The 18,699-nt window shown below is 66.4% G+C and carries 17 protein-coding genes and 3 pseudogenes; 18 read left to right on the top strand and 2 right to left on the bottom strand.

Annotated elements, in window-relative coordinates; genetic code table 11:
* Positions 1-10 precede the first annotated feature (10 nt).
* Positions 11-1,402: a porin gene (locus tag CP958_RS13935; RefSeq protein ID WP_096702538.1), complete on the bottom strand. Its 1,392-nt coding sequence runs from the start codon at positions 1,400-1,402 to the stop codon at positions 11-13.
* A gap of 309 nt (positions 1,403-1,711) precedes the next feature.
* Here CP958_RS13935 and CP958_RS13930 point away from each other — a divergent pair, with 309 nt between their 5' ends.
* The 18 genes and pseudogenes from CP958_RS13930 to CP958_RS13865 all read left to right on the top strand — a co-directional run bounded on the left by CP958_RS13930 (position 1,712) and on the right by CP958_RS13865 (position 18,395).
* A complete protein-coding gene (locus CP958_RS13930) occupies positions 1,712-2,242 on the top strand; it encodes a DUF3576 domain-containing protein (RefSeq protein ID WP_096700134.1) in 531 nt (176 codons plus the stop codon).
* Between the two features lie 78 nt (positions 2,243-2,320).
* On the top strand, positions 2,321-4,909 hold the full coding sequence (gene leuS, locus CP958_RS13925; protein ID WP_096703037.1) for a leucine--tRNA ligase: 2,589 nt from the start codon (positions 2,321-2,323) through the stop codon (positions 4,907-4,909).
* Positions 4,896-5,468 (top strand): LPS assembly lipoprotein LptE, encoded by a 573-nt coding sequence (gene lptE / locus CP958_RS13920; RefSeq protein ID WP_096702537.1) that lies wholly within the window; start codon positions 4,896-4,898, stop codon positions 5,466-5,468. Before leuS ends, lptE begins: the two co-directional genes overlap by 14 nt.
* Entirely contained in the window at positions 5,465-6,487 is a 1,023-nt protein-coding gene (gene holA / locus CP958_RS13915; RefSeq protein WP_096702536.1) for a DNA polymerase III subunit delta, read from the top strand. The genes lptE and holA overlap by 4 nt, the downstream gene beginning before the upstream one ends.
* A 22-nt stretch (positions 6,488-6,509) precedes the next feature.
* A complete protein-coding gene (locus CP958_RS13910) occupies positions 6,510-7,565 on the top strand; it encodes an SGNH/GDSL hydrolase family protein (RefSeq protein ID WP_242442894.1) in 1,056 nt (351 codons plus the stop codon).
* Positions 7,565-7,771: a hypothetical protein gene (locus CP958_RS27020; protein ID WP_242442928.1), complete on the top strand. Its 207-nt coding sequence runs from the start codon at positions 7,565-7,567 to the stop codon at positions 7,769-7,771. The genes CP958_RS13910 and CP958_RS27020 overlap by 1 nt, the downstream gene beginning before the upstream one ends.
* Positions 7,690-8,226 carry a 4'-phosphopantetheinyl transferase superfamily protein gene (locus tag CP958_RS13905; RefSeq protein ID WP_242442922.1) on the top strand — a complete coding sequence of 179 codons (537 nt, stop codon included), beginning with the start codon at positions 7,690-7,692 and terminating at the stop codon, positions 8,224-8,226. Before CP958_RS27020 ends, CP958_RS13905 begins: the two co-directional genes overlap by 82 nt.
* Positions 8,227-8,329: 103 nt before the next feature.
* Positions 8,330-8,848 (top strand): NAD-glutamate dehydrogenase domain-containing protein, encoded by a 519-nt coding sequence (locus CP958_RS27360; protein WP_277948883.1) that lies wholly within the window; start codon positions 8,330-8,332, stop codon positions 8,846-8,848.
* A pseudogene (locus CP958_RS27355) lies at positions 8,767-9,711 on the top strand (NAD-glutamate dehydrogenase); the annotation flags it as partial. The gene CP958_RS27360 and the pseudogene CP958_RS27355, both read left to right, overlap by 82 nt.
* A 112-nt stretch (positions 9,712-9,823) precedes the next feature.
* Positions 9,824-13,144, top strand: coding sequence for an NAD-glutamate dehydrogenase (locus CP958_RS13900; RefSeq protein WP_277948882.1), 3,321 nt, complete (start codon positions 9,824-9,826; stop codon positions 13,142-13,144).
* Positions 13,145-13,174: 30 nt separating this feature from the next.
* A complete protein-coding gene (locus tag CP958_RS13895) occupies positions 13,175-13,753 on the top strand; it encodes a D-sedoheptulose 7-phosphate isomerase (RefSeq protein WP_096700130.1) in 579 nt (192 codons plus the stop codon).
* 71 nt (positions 13,754-13,824) lie between these two features.
* Positions 13,825-14,259 (top strand): SxtJ family membrane protein, encoded by a 435-nt coding sequence (locus CP958_RS13890; RefSeq protein ID WP_096700129.1) that lies wholly within the window; start codon positions 13,825-13,827, stop codon positions 14,257-14,259.
* Between the two features lie 12 nt (positions 14,260-14,271).
* Complete coding sequence (locus CP958_RS26440) at positions 14,272-14,421, top strand: DUF5989 family protein (RefSeq protein WP_008616124.1); 150 nt, start codon at positions 14,272-14,274, stop codon at positions 14,419-14,421.
* Between the two features lie 9 nt (positions 14,422-14,430).
* Positions 14,431-16,269 (top strand): carbamoyltransferase, encoded by a 1,839-nt coding sequence (locus CP958_RS13880; protein WP_096700128.1) that lies wholly within the window; start codon positions 14,431-14,433, stop codon positions 16,267-16,269.
* Between the two features lie 18 nt (positions 16,270-16,287).
* Entirely contained in the window at positions 16,288-16,545 is a 258-nt protein-coding gene (locus CP958_RS25945) for a hypothetical protein (RefSeq protein WP_141400369.1), read from the top strand.
* Positions 16,546-16,685: 140 nt separating this feature from the next.
* Positions 16,686-17,114, top strand: coding sequence for a hypothetical protein (locus tag CP958_RS13875; RefSeq protein WP_141400368.1), 429 nt, complete (start codon positions 16,686-16,688; stop codon positions 17,112-17,114).
* On the top strand, positions 17,104-17,367 hold the full coding sequence (locus CP958_RS13870; RefSeq protein ID WP_141400367.1) for a hypothetical protein: 264 nt from the start codon (positions 17,104-17,106) through the stop codon (positions 17,365-17,367). The genes CP958_RS13875 and CP958_RS13870 overlap by 11 nt, the downstream gene beginning before the upstream one ends.
* An 80-nt stretch (positions 17,368-17,447) precedes the next feature.
* Positions 17,448-18,395, top strand: a pseudogene (locus CP958_RS13865) (IS630 family transposase).
* Between the two features lies 1 nt (position 18,396).
* On the opposite strand, the pseudogene CP958_RS13860 reads toward CP958_RS13865, so the two are convergent.
* A pseudogene (locus CP958_RS13860) lies at positions 18,397-18,651 on the bottom strand (integrase core domain-containing protein); the annotation flags it as partial.
* Positions 18,652-18,699: the final 48 nt, after the last annotated feature.

Genomic DNA, 18,699 nt, shown 5'->3' with positions numbered 1-18,699 from the left:
CGACGGCCGATTAGAAGGCCAGCGACAGACCGGTCATCGCGGTCCAACCAGCGTTGTGATACTGGTTGTTGGCATTGGTGGTGTTCGTGCCATAACGCTGATCGGTGTACTCGATGTAGCCGACCGAAGCCAGGACGTCGACGCCCGGGCCGAGGTTGTACTTGCCCGAAGCCTGGTAGGCCTCGATGGTGTCGTCCTTGTCGGCGCCCGGAGTGCCCATGCGCAGGTTGGTGTCGCCAACCACCGAGGACTTGAAGTAGGCGAAGGACACGGCATACGGGCCGGAAGCGTACTGCAGGCCGATGTCGTAAGCCACGCCACCGAAGTCCAGTTCGGAATTGACGGTGCCCCTGGTCGCGGCGGTAGCGGCGTTGGCGTAGTAGCCCTTGCCGCCGTAGTTGCCGACCTGTGCGGTGCCGCCCAGAACGGCGGACTGCACGCCACCGTTCTTCTTGTCGTCAGACGCGCGCTGCACGGAGCCACCCAGGGTGAAACCGGCATAGGACAGCTGAGCGCCATAGGCCTGCTGGGTCAGGGCGTTTTCCGCACCGCCGGTGGCGGTCAGATCGACCCAGACGTAGCCGGCCGAGGCCTTCACGCCCACCGGGCCGAAGGTGTTGGCGTACATGGCGGCGCCGCCGAAGGCGCCCATGCCGCTGGAACCAGCGCCACGGCTGTGCTGGCCACCGAACGAGTTGTTGGTGTTGAGCTGGTTGGTGCTGGCGCCGTTGCCGCTCCACAGGGTCTTGGAGACGTTCGGGATGTACGAGGCGCCCAGGGTCAGACCGTAGAAGGACGGAGCGACATAGGTGATCTTCTCGGCCTTGTCGTCCGAGATGATGGCGGTGGTGCTGGACGAGGTGGTGTAACCCACGCGCTGGTTCATGCCCATCACGCCCGACGGCTTGGCGATGGCCCAGTTGCCCATCATCATGCCGCCGTTGCCGAAGTTGCTGGCGGCGTCGGGAGCCTGCACGTGCAGCAGGGCGGTGCCGTTGGCGTGGGCGCCGATCAGCACCTTACCGAAGCCACCCTCGATCCAGGCGTAGCTCTGGTCGATGCCGTCGGTGACGCCGTCGGTGTGACCGCCGCCTTCCAGGGACATCATGACGCCGACCTTCAGGCCGTTGTCCAGAGCGGTCGAGCCCGAGAACCAGACTTCGTTGTCGCCCTTGACGTCGACGTTCTGGCGCTGCACGCCGCCGGCGCTGCCGCCGTTGGCGCTGGCGCCGATGGTGCCGTTGTTGCCGTTCTGGAATTCCTTCTCCTGCCAGGCGCCAACGACCCACCACTTGGAGTAGCCGCCGACGTTCAGCTTGATCTTCTCAGCGGCGGAAGCGGCGCCGGCGGTCAACATGCCGGCGGCAACCAGCGCGGTGCTGGCGCAAAGAATCTTCTTCATGGTATCTCCTCTCTTTGGCCTTGCGACGACGACCCCCAATGGCCGCAACCGCTATCCAAATGAACGAACGGTCGACATCACGCCATGGCCGGTGATGACAGTCAAGCAAGGCGGGGCGTCCGCTGTATCGAAAACTCCGCACTGTGGCATCGATGCAACACAAGGGGCATCCAGGGGCGTTTGGCGTTACCGCTTGCAGGGCGGGCGTCTCTCGTAGCATTGTTGCCTGTCGCGACGGTGGGGCTCTGCCGTCGGAGGATTTTCGCGTGCCAACAGGCGGCGCATCGGCGCGGCGGGGTGAAGACGGTGATGACGAGGAAGATTTCGGTGGGTGGCCTGGGCGCTCTGGCGCTGATCGGTGTGACCCTGATGCTGTCGGCCTGCGGTGAATCCCAGGCGGTCTATCCGACCAAGGAAAAGGGCGAATCCGCGCCGCGCATGTCCAACGAAAAGCGCGAGACCATCTTCGGGCCGGAAGGACTGTTCGGCAAGAGCAAGCCGGACAACGAAGGCGTGGGTATCGGCGTCAACGCCTTCCTGTGGCGGGCGTCGCTCGACACCGTCTCCTTCATGCCCATTACGACGGCCGATGCCTTCGGCGGCACCATCATCACCGATTGGTATCAGCTGCCCGAGACGCCGAGCGAGCGTTATAAGGTCAACGTCTTCATTCTCGATCGCACGTTGCGCGCCGACGGCGTGAAGGTTTCGCTGTTCAAGCAGGTGCGCGACGGCTCGGGCAACTGGGTGGATGTGCGCGTCGACCCCAAGATGGCGGTGGATCTCGAGAATTCGATCCTGACCCGCGCCCGTCAGCTTCGGGTCGTGTCGACCGAATAGAGTCACTCAAGGTGGCGGGCGGCGCGGAAGTCCGCCCGCCACCTTGAACCTATCCCACCAAAAACAATGGACGGACCCATGTCGCGCCCGGAAGGCATCAGCGGCGACCGCTACAACGTCAAGGAAACCGAAGCCCGCTGGCAGCAGGCCTGGGAAGAGAAGCGCTGCTTCGAGGCCGAGATCGTGCCGGGCAAGCCCAAGTACTACGTGCTGGAGATGTTCCCCTATCCGTCGGGGCGCATTCACATGGGCCACGTGCGCAACTATACCCTGGGCGACGTGGTGGCGCGCTACAAGCGGGCCAGAGGCTTCAACGTCCTGCATCCCATGGGCTGGGATGCCTTCGGCCTGCCCGCCGAGAACGCCGCGATCCAGAACAACGTTCATCCCGCCAAGTGGACGCGCGAGAACATCGCCGCCATGCGCGAGCAGCTGAAGTCCATGGGCCTGTCCTATGACTGGCGGCGCGAGGTGGCCACCTGCGAGCCTGAGTATTACCGCCACGAACAGAAGATGTTTCTGGATTTTCTCAAGGCCGGGCTGGTCTATCGCAAGGAATCCTGGGTCAACTGGGACCCGGTGGAAAACACCGTGCTGGCCAACGAGCAGGTGATCGACGGACGCGGCTGGCGTTCGGGCGCCCTGGTGGAAAAGCGTCTGCTCTCCCAGTGGTTCCTGAAGATCACCCATTACGCCCAGGATCTGCTCGACAGTCTGGCGACGCTGGAGCGCTGGCCCGAGCGGGTGCGCCTGATGCAGGAGAACTGGATCGGCCGCTCCGAGGGTGCCCGGCTGATGTTCGACCTGGGTGGCCGTTCTGATCGGTTGGAGATATTCACCACCCGTCCCGATACCCTGTTCGGCGCCAAATTCGTGGCCATCGCCGCCAATCATCCCCTGGCGGGCGAGCTGGCGGCCGGCAATCCGGCCCTGGCCGGGTTCATCGCCGAATGCAACCGCATGGGCACCTCGGAAGCAGCCATCGAAACCGCCGAGAAGAAGGGCTTCGACACCGGCCTCAGGGCCGTCCATCCCTTCGATCCGGCATGGACGCTGCCCATCTACGTCGCCAATTTCGTGCTGATGGATTACGGTTCGGGCGCCATCTTCGGCTGTCCGGCCCATGACCAGCGCGACCTCGACTTCGCCAACAAGTACGGCCTGGGCTGGACCCAGGTGGTGGAGCCCGCATCCGATGGCGAGGCCGTGTCGGCCGCCATCGCCAGGGGCGAGGCCTATACCGGTGACGGCAAGGCCATCAATTCCCGTTTTCTCGACGGGCTGGCGGTGGATGAGGCCAAGGCCGAGGCTATCCGCCGCATCGAGGAGATGGGCCGCGGCGAGCGCACCATCAATTACCGCCTGCGTGACTGGGGCGTGTCGCGCCAGCGCTACTGGGGCTGCCCCATCCCCATCATCCATTGCGAATCCTGCGGTGCCGTGCCGGTGCCGGCGGAGCAGTTGCCGGTGCGCCTGCCCGAGGACGTCACCTTCGACAAGCCGGGCAATCCGCTGGCCCACCATCCGACCTGGAAGGATGTGGACTGCCCGTGCTGCGGCAAGCCCGCCCGGCGCGAGACCGACACCTTCGACACCTTCTTCGAATCCAGCTGGTACTTCGCCCGCTATACCTCGCCCGACCGCGACGATGTCGCCTTCGACCGGGCGGCGGCGGATTACTGGATGAGCGTCGATCAGTATATCGGCGGCATCGAGCATGCGGTGCTGCATCTGCTTTATTCCCGCTTCTTCACCCGGGCGCTCAAGGAGTGCGGCTATCTCGGCGTCAAGGAGCCCTTCGCCGGCCTGCTGACCCAGGGCATGATCTGCCACGAGACCTACAAGTCCGAGGATGGCGCCTGGCTCTTCCCCACCGAGGTGGTTTCCGGCCCCGACGGCAAGCTGGTCCATACCGGGACCGGGGCGCCGGTGATCGGCGGCCGTTCCGAGAAGATGAGCAAGTCCAAGAAGAACGTGGTGGACCCGGCCGGTATCATCGACGGCTACGGCGCCGATACCGCGCGCCTGTTCATGCTGTCCGATTCTCCGCCCGAGCGGGATCTGGACTGGACCGAGGCCGGTATCGACGGCGCCTGGCGCTACGTCAACCGGCTGTGGCGCATGGTGGTCAACGCCGAATTGCCGCCGGCCGGCGCTCCCATGCCGGAACTGTCGCCGGAAGCCGCCAAGGCCCGCCGTCTGGTCCACAAGACCATCGCCCAGGTGGGCGAGGATCTGGAGCGCTTCCACTTCAACAAGGCGGTGGCCCGTATCCGCGAGATGACCAACGGCCTGGGCGAATTGCCCGGGGCCGATGCCGGGGCCGCCTGGGTGCTGCGCGAGGGACTGGAGGCCACCGCCCGGCTGATCGGCCCCATGATGCCCCATCTGGCCGAGGAGATGTGGCTGGCCCTGGGTGGGGACGGACTGCTCGCCGAAGCCGCCTGGCCGGAAGCCGATTCCACCTTGCTGGTCGATGACAGCGTCACCGTGGCCGTTCAGGTCAACGGCAAGCTGCGCGCCACCATCGAGTTGCCCAAGGACGCCGATGCCGCCCTGGCGGAGCAGACGGCTCTTGCGCAACCCCAGGTGATTTCGGCAATGTCGGGAAAGCCCGCGCGCAAGGTCGTGGTCGTGCCCAATCGGATCGTCAATGTGGTGGTCTAGAGCGCTTCTTCTGTTCGCTGTTCTGGCGCTGGGTCCGGCGGGCTGCGGCTTCAGGCCCATGTACGGCACGCCGAGCGGCGCGGCATCCGGCGTGGATGCCGATCTTGCCGCCATCCGCGTCGGTCCGATCAAGGACCGCGTCGGACAGCAATTGCGCAACGCCCTGCTGCAGCGCCTGTCGCCCCGGGGCGAGGCGGCCGACTACACCTACAATCTCGACGTTACCTTGAGCGAGACGGTGAGCAATCTCGGGTTCCGCAAGGATACCTTCGCCACCGCCGCCAATCTCGCCATGACGGCCCAGGTCATATTGACCCGCAACGGCCAGAGCATTCTGGGCGAAAACGTCACCACCACCGTCTATTTCGACCATCTGGGGCCGCGTTACGCCAGTGTGGCGACGGAGCGCGACGCCGAGGAGCGGGCGCTCAACCAGCTGGCGGACGATATTCGCAACCGTATCGCGGCGGCCATTCAACGATATCAGGCCAATCCCAACGACGAACGCTATCGCCAGCGCTCGATTTTCCGCAACGAAGCCGGCGAGGCGCGCCGATGAAGCTGAGCGGGTCGCGGGTCGAGGCGTTCGTCAAGGCGCCGGACCCGTCCGTCCGTGCCGTCCTGGTGTTCGGCCCCGATCTGGGGCTGGTGCGCGAAAGGGTGCAGCGGCTGATCCGCTCGGTGGTCCCTGACGCTTCCGATCCCTTCCGGGTCGCCGAGCTTTCTCCCGCCGCGCTGAAGGAGATTCCCTCCCGTCTCGCCGACGAAGCCGCCGCCATGGCTCTGGGCGGCGGACGGCGCGTGGTGGTGCTGCGCGATGCCGGCGATGGCCAGAGCGGGGCGGTGTCGTCGTTCCTGGCCCGGCCCATGGGTGATGCCCTGGTGGTGGTGGAGGGCGGCGAGCTCGGGCCGCGTTCGTCGCTGCGCAAGCTGTTCGAAGGCGCCGACAACGCCGCCGCCCTGGCCTGCTACGGCGACGAGGGCGGTTCGCTGGCCGGGGTGATCCAGGAAGAACTCAAGGCCGCCGGTCTGATGGCCGAACCCGACGCCATGGCCTATCTGGTCGAGCATCTGGGCGGCGACCGCCGTCTGACCCGTGCCGAGTTGGGCAAGCTGGCGCTTTACATGGGGGGGCCTGGGCGGGTGAGCCTGGACGACGCCGTCGCCTGCGTGGGTGATACCGCCGCCCTGGGTCTGGACGATCTGGCGTTGTCCACCGCCGATGGGGATCATGCCGGGGCGCAGCGGGTCCTTGACCGCCTGCTGCGCGAGGGTGGCCAGCCGGTGGGCATGCTGCGTTCGGTGTCGCGGCACTTTCAGCGCCTGCATCTGGCCGCCGGTCTGATGGCCCAGGGCAAGTCGGCGGATCAGGCCATGGCCGCCCTGAAGCCGCCGGTGATCTTCAAGGCGGCGGACCGGTTCCGCCGCCAGTTGTCGCGCTGGCCCGCCGACCGGGTGGGCAAGGCGCTGGACCTGCTGACCGAGGCCGAGGTCGATTGCAAGACCACCGGCATGCCGGCGGCCGAGATTACCTCGCGGGCGCTGATGATGATCGCCCGAGCGGCAGCGAGACGATGATGACTTCTGCGGCAGCGAGACGATGATGGCCGGGCGTACCTCCATGGGGCGGGTCGTCGCCATCAATCTCGGGGTTCTCCTGGCCGGGCTGGTGGTTGCCGAACTGGTGTTCGGCAGTTGGCTGTTCGGCCCCAGTTGGGGAACCATGAACATTCCCCGCGACGTCCATCGGGTCTTCGATGTCAGCGGCCTCTACGGCGGACCCAAGGATGCCGTCTACAGCCGCGACCGCTGGGGATTGCGTGGTTCTTACAAGGACCCGGGCGCCATCCAGATCCTGACCATCGGCGGTTCGACCACGGACCAGCGCTTCATCGGCGACGGCCAGACCTGGCAGGATTACCTGTCGCAGGCCCTGGGCGGTGCGGTGGTGGTCAATGCCGGCATCGACGGCCAGTCGACGGTGGGCCATCTGCGGGCCTTCGATCGCTGGCTGTCGCAGATTCCCGGCCTGAAGCCGCGCTTCGTCCTGGCCTATATCGGGGTCAACGACGCCCATCTGCAGGGTCGGCAGCAATGGGACGAGATGGCTTCGCCCACCGTCTGGCGCCGTGTCGAGCGCTATGTCGCCAATCATTCCGCCCTGGTGCAGGTGGTCTCGACCATCCAGGGGACGCTGAAGGCCCGCAACGCCCACGTGGTGCACGGCGGCACCGACGTGGCGCACGGTCCCTGGGTGGCGGGGCCGGCGCCCGCGCCCGGACAGGCGGTCGACCCCGTCCTGCTCGACGCCTATCAGCAACGGGTCGCCGCCCTGATCGCCCGTATCAGGACCATGGGAGCCCAGGCGGTCATCGTCACCCAAAGCCGTTCCGACTACCGGGTCGATGGCGACGGCCGGCCGTTGGGACGAGTGTCGGCCTCCGGCGCGGTGGATTTCGGCTCCTGGGCCATGCAGACCGCCTTCAACCGTCGGGCTCTGGCCGCCTGCGAGCAGGCGGGTGCCGTCTGCATCGACCTGGGCGGCCGGCTGACCTTCGAGGACGGTGATTTCTACGACTGGGTCCACACCACGCCGGCCGGCAACCGCCGCATCGCCGACTGGCTGGCATCCCGGCTGGCGCCGACCCTGCGCTGATGGAGGCGCCCCGTCTGGCCCTGGCGCCTTTCGCCGCCTCGCAGGCCGAGGGCGTCTATTCCGAAGACGATCTGCGCCGCGCCGCCCCCCCGTTCGGCAGCGAGGCGAGGAACGGCGGCAGTTTCTGGAAACCCGGCGTCTGGCCCGCTCGCTGCTGCCGCCCGGCCGCTGGGGCATCGGTGCCGATAAGGACGGGCGCCCGCTGATTCTGCCCGCCGGGGCCGGAGACCTGTCCCTCTCCCATGCCGGGGGCTGGGCGGCGGCGGCGCTGGTCGAAGACGGGCGCGTCGGTGTCGACATCGAGGTCGTCCGGGAGGGACGGAATGTCCGGATTCTGGCCGAGCGTTTTCTGTCTCCCGCCGAGTGCCGCGTGGTGGTCGCCGAGGGCCAGCCCGCCTTTCTGGCCTTCTGGACCATGCGGGAAGCGGTGTCCAAGCTGTGGGGCCGGGGACTGGCCGAGGCTCTGGCCCTGGACGGATCGATTCTGCCCGCCGGCCGCAATTCCCGCTGTGCCGGCCTATCGCAGGGACGGCCCTGGGTGATGGCCCACCGCCAGATGGGCGAGGTGCAATTGGCCCTGGCCTGGTCGCCGCCGGATTCCGTGCCGGGCGAGCAGGCGGAGGCGCTGGTATGGGACGCCGTGACGGCCCTTGCCGACTGAATTCCTTGGCCGTCTTGTACAAGCGGCGGAACTGCCCCATTCTTCCTAGAACGATACGTCCAGACCTTGCGGGCAAGGGGTGGGCCGATGGGAGGGGTGGGCCATGGAAATCTCCGCTTATCTGGATCGGCGCATCGCCGACTTGTCCGATACCCTGGCCAAGGCTGGCGCCGAACGCCTGATCCGTGCCTATGCCTCCGGCATTCCCCTGGCCGATCTGGCCGAGGCCGATCCCGAGTTGGTTTATGGCGCGGCGCTGGGCCTGTTCGCCTTCATGCGCGAGCGTCAGCCGGGGGTTCCATCCATCCGGGTGTTCGATCCCGATCTTGACCGCCACGGCTGGGTGTCCAGCCATTCGGTGGTGGAAATCGTCAACGACGACATGCCGTTCCTGGTGGATTCGGTGGCCATGGAACTGGCCCGGCGCGGCATCAAGGTGCATCTGCTGGTCCATCCCGTGGTGCGGGTCGACCGCGACGGGGCGGGAATGCTGCGCCAGGTGACGGCCAACGGCTGGCGGGCGCCTTGCAGGAATCGGTCATGCATGTGGAGATCGACCGTCAGCCGGTGGAAGTCCAGGAGCAGCTGGCCGCCACGCTGGCCGATATCCTGGGGCAGGTAAGACTGGCCGTCGCCGATTGGCGCCGCATGCTCGACACCCTGTGGGCGGGAGTGGCCGAATTCGAGGCGGTGGCCGCCAAACTGCCGGCCGATGAAAAGCAGGAGACCCTTGCCTTCCTCGACTGGCTGGCCGACAACCATTTCACCTTCCTGGGCTACCGCCGTTTCGACCTGTCCAAGGGGGTGGTCGCCGATTCGGCCAGCGGGCTGGGGATATTGTCCGACGCCGGCGCCCATGTGTTTGATGAGACCGTGACCCTGGCCGACATGCCGGTGGAACTGCGGGCCTTCGTCCAGCGCCCCGATCCCCTGATGGTCACCAAGTCGGCCCGCCATGCGGTGATCCATCGGCCGGTGCGCATGGACATCATCGGGTTGAAGCAGTTCGACGCCAAGGGGCGGGTGGTGGGGCTGCACGCTTTCCTCGGACTGTTCACCTCGGCCGCCTATAACGACCGCCCGGCGCAGATTCCCCTGCTGCGGCGCAAGATCGCCCGCGTCGAGGCGCGGGCCGACTTCAACAAGTCCGGTCACGATGCCAAGGCACTGGTCAATATCCTGGAGACCTACCCCAGAGATGAGCTGTTCCAGGTATCCGAGGATGCCCTGTTCGAGACCAGCATCGGCATCCTGCACCTGCAGGACCGTCAGCGGGTGGCGGTGTTCCTCAGGAACGACGAGTTCGAACGCTTCGTCTCCTGTCTGGTCTTCGTGCCGCGTGACCGCTACGACACGCCGCTGCGCCTCGCCATCACCGCCATGCTGGAGGAGGCGGTGGGCGGCACGCTCGACGCCTTCTATACCCAAGTGGCCGATCTGCCCCTGGCCCGGCTGCATTTCATCATCCGCACCACGCCCGGCCACCTGCTCCGGGTGGACGCTCCGGCGCTGGAAATGCGTATCGCCGACGCGGCGCGGACCTGGTACGAGCATCTGCAGGACGCCCTGGTCCAGACCCACGGCGAGGCGGCCGGGCGTGGCGCTGGCGCGGCGCTGGGGCCGGGCGTTCCCGGCGTCCTACCGCGAAAGCCATGGTGTCCTGGCGGCGGTGGCCGACGTGGGACGCATCCAGGCGGCGTCGGGCGGCGACATCGTGCTCAACCTCTACCGTCCGGTGGAGGCCGAACCTTATCAGGGCCGGCTGAAGCTCTACCGCTCCGGCCATCCGGTGCCCCTGTCCGGTATCCTGCCCATGCTGGAGGCCATGGGGCTGGTGGTCATCGCCGAGGTCCCTCACGAGATCGTTCCCGCCTCCGGCGGCGGGACGGTGTGGGTCCATGATTTCGAGGTGGAAAGCGCCGATGGCTCGCCGCTCGACGTGGCCGAGCGGCGCGACCTGTTCCACGACGCCCTGGCGGCGGTGTGGCGGGGCGACGCCGACAGCGACGGCTTCAACCGGCTGGTATTGTCGGCCGGCCTGTCGTGGCGGGAAATCATGGTGCTGCGCGCCTACACCAAGTACCTGCGCCAGACCGGCATCACCTACAGCCAGGCCTATATCGAGCAGGCCCTGAGCGGCAATGCCGACATGGCGGCCGCCTTGGTGCGGCTGTTCCTCGCCATCTTCGATCCCAAGGGGGAATCGGGCGACGGGGGCCATATCGAGGCGTCGCTGCTGGCCGGCCTGGACAAAGTGGTCAGCGCCGATGACGACCGCATCCTGCGGCGTTTCCTCAACCTGATCCGTTCCACTTTAAGAACGAATTACTTCCAGACCGATGGCGGCGGCAGGCCCAAGGCCTATCTGTCCTTCAAGCTGGATTCCAAGGCGGTGGACGAGTTGCCGGCCCCCCGGCCCCTGGTGGAGGTGTTCGTCTACAGCCCGCGTGTCGAGGCCATCCACCTCAGAGGCGGCAAGGTGGCGCGCGGCGGCATCCGCTGGTCCGACCGGCGCGAGGATTTCCGTACCGAGATCCTGGGCCTGATGAAGGCCCAGATGGTCAAGAACGCAGTGATCGTTCCGGTGGGCGCCAAGGGCGGTTTCGTGGTGAAGCGCCCGCCGGCCACCGGCGGGCGCGAGGCGTATCTGGCCGAGGGCATCGAGTGCTATAAGATTCTGATGCGCGGCCTGCTGGACCTCACCGACAACCTGACGCCGGAAGGGGTCAGGCCGCCCCCGGACGTGCTGCGCCGGGACGGCGACGACCCCTATCTGGTGGTGGCCGCCGACAAGGGCACCGCCACCTTCTCCGACATCGCCAATTCGGTTTCGCTGGAATACGGCCACTGGCTGGGCGATGCCTTCGCCTCCGGCGGTTCCCAGGGCTACGACCACAAGAAGATGGGCATCACCGCCAAGGGGGCCTGGGTGGCGGTGGAACGCCATTTCCGCGAGATGGGCGTCGATACCCGGAGCGAGGATTTCACGGTGGTGGGCGTGGGCGACATGTCGGGCGACGTGTTCGGCAACGGCATGCTGCGCTCGCCCCATGCCCGGCTGGTCGCCGCCTTCAATCACGCCCACATCTTCCTCGACCCCGATCCCGACCCGCAAAAGACCTTCGCCGAGCGCGAGCGGCTGTTCGTTGCCGCCAAGGCCTGGCCCGATTACGACACCTCGACTATCTCGGAAGGCGGCGGCATCTGGCCGCGCACCGCCAAGACCATTGCCATCAGCCCTCAGGTCAGGGCTCGTTTCGGTATCGAGTCAGATAGTCTGACGCCGACCGAGCTGATCCGCGCCCTGCTCAAGGCGCCGGTGGACCTGCTGTTCCTGGGCGGCATTGGCACCTATGTGAAGGCGTCGGGCGAAAGCAACGCCGAGGCCGGCGACCGGGCCAACGATTCCCTGCGCATCAACGGCGCGGAGGTTGGTGCCAAGGTGGTGGGCGAGGGCGCCAATCTGGGCTTCACCCAGCTGGGCCGCATCGAATACGCCATCGGCGGGGCGGGCGGCGGGGGCGGGCGCATCGATACCGACGCCATCGACAATTCCGCCGGGGTGGATTGCTCGGACCACGAGGTCAACATCAAGATCCTGGTCAACGACCTGGTGGCGGCGGGCGATCTTACCCCCAAGCAGCGCGACAAGCTGCTGGTCGAGATGACCGGGGAAGTGGGTGCCCTGGTGCTGCGCGACAATTACCTTCAGACCCAGGCGCTGACCATGCTTCAGGCCCAGGGCGCCGAGCTGCTGGACGCCGAGGCCCGCTTCATGCGCCTGCTGGAAAAGAGCGGGCGGCTGGACCGGGGCATCGAGTTCCTGCCCACCGACGAGACGCTGACCGAGCGGGCGGCGAAGAAGCAGGGCTTCACCCGTCCCGAACTGGCGGTGCTGCTGGCCTACGGCAAGATCTGGCTCTATGACCATATCCTGGCCTCGGAACTGCCCGACGATCCCTTCATGGCCATCGACCTGACCAACTACTTTCCCACGGCGCTCCGGGATCGTTTCGGTCACGATGTCCAGCGCCACCGGCTGCGGCGGGAAATCGTCGCCACGGTGGTGACCAATTCCATGGTCAACCGGGTGGGCGGCGCCTTCGTCTCGGAACTGATGGAGACCACCGGCCATCCCCCGGCCCAGGTGGCCAGGGCCTATATCGTGGCGCGCGACGCCTTCCGCATGCGCGAAGTCTGGCGGGCCATCGAGGAGCTGGACGGCAAGGTGCCGGCCGCCGCCCAGACCGCCATGCAGATCGAGGCCAACCGGCTGGTGGAGCGCGCCACCATGTGGGTGCTGCGTTCCATGCCGTCGCCCTTTGCCCTGGGGGCGGGCATCGCCGAGCTGTCGCCCGGTGTCAAGGCGCTGGAAGGCGCCGTGCCCACCATCCTGCCGCCCGATGCGGCCGCCGCGGTTCTGGCCCGCATCGAGTATTTCGTCGGCCAGGGCGTTCCCCACGATCTGGCCCAGCGGGTCGGCAACCTGATCGTCCTGGCCTCGGCCGCCGACATCCTGCGCATCGCCACCCGTCAGGACCTGTCCATCGAGACGGCCGGGCGCCTCTATTTCGCGGTGGGAGCCCGGTTCTCGCTGGGCTGGCTGCGCGCCTCGGCCGAAAAGCTGTCGGGACAGGGCCACTGGCTGAAGCTGGCGGCGGCGGCGGCCATCGAGGACCTCTATGGCCATCAGCGCGATATCACCAGCGTGGTGGCGGCCTCCTATCCCGGCCTCGAGCCCGACGCGGCGGTCCAGTCCTGGCTGGAGGCCAACCGGGCGGCGGTGGAGCGGGCCGAGACCCTGCTGGCCGAGCTGAAGGCGGCGTCCCATATCGATCTGTCCATGATCACGGTGGCCAACCGGCAATTGCGTACCCTGACCGAGTCGGGTGTTGCGGCGGCAGGCGGGAAGGGCTAAGGAGGTTCATTCCACAATGAGGATCGCCCCATGAAATACGCCGCCTTTCTCGATCAGCAGATCGCGGAGCACGCCGAGACACTGGCGGTTACCGGCGCGGCGGTGCGCGAACCCTTTCAGCGTCTGGTCCAGGCCTGTCTCGACAGCCTGGCGGCGGGTGGCAAGATCCTGTTCTTCGGCAACGGTGGCTCGGCCGCCGACGCTCAGCACCTGGCGACCGAACTGGTGATCCGTTACCGCTACAACCGCAAGGCCCTGGCGGCGCTGGCGCTGACCACCGACACCTCGCTGCTGACCGCCTGCGCCAACGACTTCTCCTACGAGGAAATCTTCTCGCGCCAGATCGAGGCGCTGGGCCGGCCCGGCGACGTGGCCATCGGCATCACCACCTCGGGCAACAGCCCGAACGTGCTGACCGCCCTGGCGGTGGCCCGCGACATGGGTCTGGTGGCGGCCGGCTTCTCGGGCCGCGACGGCGGCAAGATGGTGGGACTGGCCGACCCGCTGCTGGTGGTGCCGTCCAGCGTCACCGCCCGTATCCAGGAGATGCATATTCTGATCGGCCATGCGCTGTGCGACCGGGTGGAAGCCGTGGCGGCTCCGGCCTGAGCGGTTTGCCTCAACTGGTTGGGCTGTGGTAGAAGTCCGGCAACCTTCAGCAAGGGGATCGTTTCCACAGCATGAGCACGTCACAGGGCGCCATCGACGGTGGGTCCCATGCCCGCAAGGTCGAGATGGGTTCCGAGCGGTCGTTCGGTCTGGTCTTCGCCGCTGTCTTCGCCGTCGTCGCCCTGTTGCCGCTCAAGGATGGCGGTGAGCCCCGGTTGTGGGCCGGAGCGGTCGCCGTGGGATTCCTGCTGGCGGCCCTGGTGGTTCCCAAGGCTCTCAGGCCGCTCAACAGGCTGTGGTTCCTGGTCGGCATGGCGTTGCATCACGTGGTGACGCCGCTGGTCATGGGGCTGCTGTTCTTCCTGACCGTGACGCCCATCGCCCTGATCATGCGCGCGCTGGGCAAGGACCCGCTGCGCCTGAACCGCGATGACGCCGCCGCCAGCTATTGGATCAATCGCACCCCGCCGGGCCCGGCGCCCGACAGCATGCGGCGCCAGTTCTAGGAGAGACCACCCGTGAGCTTCCTCATCGAGCTTTGGCAGTTCCTGCGCGAACGCAAGAAGTTCTGGCTGCTGCCCATCCTGATCATGATGGTGGTGTTCGGCGGCCTGATCGTGCTGTCGCAGGGCTCGGCGGTGGCACCCTTCATCTATACCCTGTTCTGAGGTCCTCCCTTGCGCATTCTCGGCCTATCCGCCCTCTATCACGATAGCGCCGCCGCCCTGGTCGAGGATGGCCGCGTCATCGCCGCCGCCCAGGAGGAGCGCTTCACCCGCAGGAAACACGACGCCGCCTTCCCCGAGAAGGCCGTGGCCTATTGTCTGGCCGAGGCGGGAATCGGCCTGGACGACGTGGATTCCGTGGTGTTCTACGACAAGCCGTTCCTCAAGTTCGAGCGGCTGCTGGAGACCTATGTCGCCTTCGCGCCCAAGGGCTTTTCCTCGTTCAAGACCGCCATGCCGGTGTGGCTGAAGGAAAAGCTGTTCCAGAAGGATCTGCTGACCCGCGAGATCAAGCGCTTCGCACCTGATTTCGACTGGATGAACAAGCTGCTGTTCGCCGAGCACCATCTCAGCCATGCGGCCAGCGCCTTCTTTCCCTCGCCCTTCGAGGACGCGGCGGTGCTGACCATGGATGGGGTCGGCGAGTGGACCACCACCTCGCTGGCCATGGGGTCGGGCAACCGGCTGGACATCCACAAGGAACTGCATTTTCCCCATTCCCTGGGGCTGCTCTATTCCGCCTTCACCTATTACACCGGCTTCAAGGTCAATTCCGGCGAGTACAAGCTGATGGGTTTGGCGCCCTACGGCGAGCCCAAATACACCAGGCTGATCCTCGACAATCTGGTCGATGTGAAGGAGGACGGTTCGTTCCGCCTGGACCAGTCGTATTTCGACTACTGCACCGGGCTGACCATGACCAACCAGCGCTTCGCCGCGCTGTTCGGGCAAAAGGTGCGCCAGGCCGACGAGGACCCGCTGACCCAGTTCCACATGGATATCGCCGCCTCCATCCAGGAGGTGACCGAAATCATCGTTTCCAAGCTGTGCCACGGCATCAAGAAGGAAACCGGGGCGAAGAATCTCTGCCTGGCCGGCGGCGTGGCGCTGAACTGCGTCTCCAACGGCAAGGTTCTGCGCGAAGGCATCTTCGACAACATCTGGATCCAGCCGGCTTCGGGCGATGCCGGCGGCGCGCTCGGCGCCGCCCTGGCCGGCTACCACATCCACAAGGGCCAGCCCCGCAGCGTGACCCCCGGCAAGGATGCCATGAGGGGCTCCTATCTCGGTCCGGTGTTCGAGCAGGCCGATATCGAGGCGCGCCTGACCGCCGCCGGCGCCAAGTTCGCGGTGATGGGCGAGGCCGAGGTGACCGAAGCCACCGCCCAGGCCCTGGCCGACGAAAAGGCGGTGGGCTGGATGCAGGGCCGCATGGAATTCGGTCCGCGTGCCCTGGGCGGCCGCTCCATCCTGGGCGACCCCCGCTCGCCCTCCATGCAGAAGACGCTGAACCTCAAGGTCAAGTACCGCGAGAGCTTCCGCCCCTTCGCGCCCAGCGTGCTGCGCGAGGATGTGGCCGAGTGGTTCGATCTGGACGGCGACTCGCCCTACATGCTGCTGGTGGCCCCGGTGGCGGAAAAGCATCGCCGCGCCATGACCGCGGACGAGGAGAAGCTGTTCGGCATCGACAAGCTGAACGTGCCGCGTTCGGCCATTCCGGCGGTGACCCACGTGGATTACTCCGCCCGCGTCCAGACCGTCCATGCCGACACCAATCCGCGCTATCATGCGCTGATCTCGGCGTTCAAGGCCCGCACCGGCTGCCCCGTGGTGGTCAACACCAGCTTCAACGTCCGGGGCGAGCCCATCGTCTGTACCCCCGAGGACGCCTTCCGCTGTTTCATGGGCAGCGAGATCGAAGTGCTGGTGGTCGGCAATTGCTTCCTCAGGAAAGAGGAGCAGGACCCGGCGCTGAAACTGGATTATAAGAACGCCTTCGAACTGGACTGATCTCGGGGAGGACGGGGCTTGGGCCTGAGCGTTTCCCTGCTTCTTTGCCTGTCCGTCGGTCTGGGGTTGGGGGCGTGGTGGCATATCCCGTCACCCGGTACCCGCCTGATGCTGGGTATCATGACCATTCCGGCCGTTCTGCTGGTGGGTAATATGGCCCTGGGGTTGGGCTTGCGGGTCCTGGCCTGGGGCTTGCTGGTTCCCACTCTGGCGGGATTGGCCCACCGGCGGCCCGGAGCGGATCTGTGGCGCCTCCGGCCGTGCTGCTGCCCCTGACGGTGGCGCTCCTGGCCGGATGGCGCGGGGACTTCGTCTATCGGGTCCATTCGTGGGATGAATTTTCTGCCTGGCTGACCTAGCCGCACGAGGCCTTTCTCGAGGATGGGTTCCTGTCGGAGGACTCCACCTGGGTGGGCATGGGCTACACCCAGGGCCTGCCGGCGTTGCTGGCCTTTCCCAATCTGCTTTTCGGGCAGTTCGAGCCGGGCCGCTCGCTGGCCCCCTTCGTCGTCCTGCACGCGGTGCTGATGGGGCTGATCTGGGAGATGCTGGCCGAAACCCTGCGCGGGCGGGGAGCGGGGGCGGGTGCCGCCGGACTCGCCGGCTGGGCCACTATCCTCGGGCTGCTGGGGCTGGAAGCGGCCTGGACCCTGGTGCCCCAGCTGATGCTGGTGGAAAAGCCGCAGATCTATCTGATCGCCGCGATGCTGCTGCTACTGGTACGGGCCGGCCGTGGCCTCGATGGGGCCTTGATCGCCGCCGGCATGTCCTACCTGATCAAAGGCTACCGGGGCGGCTTTGGCCCCGGCCCTGGCGGTGGGGGCCCTGGCGCTGATGATCGCTGATCCCCGTCTGCGCCGCCCGGGACCGGCCCTGGCCCTGCTGGGGCCGCTGGTGGCGGTGATGCTGGCTTGGCGCGGCCTAGTCCCGGTGGCCGGGGCGGGAAATTGCGCCAGCAACCCCCTGGCCACCCTGGCCGACTGGAACGCCCTGGATGCGGCATTGGAGACCGCCCGGCGCATGCTGGCCGGCATGGGGGCCTATGCCCTGGCGTTCAAGCTGCCGCTGAGCGGGGCCGCGCTGCTAGAGTCAGTCTGAGTTAAGCGGAATCGGAATTGGGATTCCCCTGGGGCCGAGAATGTGATTCAAACTGCTGGCTGGATAGGAGGCCAGCAGGGATGGCAGGACCTCTTTCGCAAGACCTTCGGCAGCGGATAGCCGCAGCCCTGAATTCAGGCGAGACGACACGCTCGGCAGCGAAGCGCTTTGGGGTTTCGGTGGCGACGGCGGTTCGGATCGGCCAGAAGTGGCGATCCGGGCGCGGTCTTCAGCCCAGCAAGATGGGCGGGCATCGCCGCCCACTTTGCTGAGCGGAGAGACCGCCGATTGGATACAATCCCGGCTGGCCGAGAAGAAGGACCTGACCATGCGGGCTCTGGCGGCAGAACTGGCCGAGCGGGGTGTCGTCGTCACCCACGATACCGTCTGGCGTTTCGTCCGTGGTCTGGGCTTGAGCTTCAAAAAAAACGCTGATGGCCAAGGAACAGGATGGGCCGAGGGTAGCGCGGCTGCGCCATCGCTGGAAAACCCATCAACACAGGCTTGATCCCTCGCGCCTGGTCTTTATCGATGAGACCTGGGTCAAGACCAACATGACGCGTCTGCGCGGATGGAGCCCTCGGGGAGAGGCCCTCCTGGCCAAGGTTCCCCACGGCCACTGGAAAACCCTGACCTTCCTGGCGGGCCTGCGCCATGACCGGATCATCGCTCCCCTGGTCCTCGACGGCCCCATCAATGGGGCGACCTTCACCGCCTGGGTGGAGCAATCCTTGGCACCGGCCCTGGAACCCGGTGACGTCGTCATCCTCGATAATCTGGGAAGCCACAAAGGAAAGCCGGCACGCCAAGCCATTCGCAAGGTCGGTGCTCATCTGCTCTTCCTGCCGCCCTACAGCCCCGATCTCAATCCCATCGAGATGATGTTCGCCAAACTCAAGACCCTCGTCCGAAAGGCTGACGAACGAACCATCGAAACCACATGGAGGCGCGTCGGTAAACTCCTGGACGCTTTCCCTCCGCAGGAGTGCGCCGCATATCTGCGGCACGCAGGGTATGCTTCAATCTAAGTCAGACAGACTCTAGGGTGTTTAGTCCCGGCATTTGATGGATCGGATCGAGTCTGAAGCGTTCAGGCTCGGCTGCCCAGATTCTGCAGATGTATTCGTAGGGCGTGAGGCCCTTCAGGGTTTTGAGCCGCCTGGCAAAATTGTAGGCCATGACGAAGTCGCCAAGGTGGGCACGCATCTGTGCGTGGTCATCGTAGTGATAGCGTTTGACGGTGGCGCCCTTGATGGTGCGGTTCATCCGCTCAACTTGACCGTCGGCTCCACCAAAATCAAAGGACCCGGTCGCAGACGCGACCGGGTCCTT

This window comes from Magnetospirillum sp. 15-1, from assembly GCF_900184795.1.
Taxonomy (GTDB): domain Bacteria; phylum Pseudomonadota; class Alphaproteobacteria; order Rhodospirillales; family Magnetospirillaceae; genus Phaeospirillum.
The sequence above is the reverse complement of the archived record's forward strand: the minus strand, read 5'-3'. Positions and strand labels throughout refer to the sequence as shown.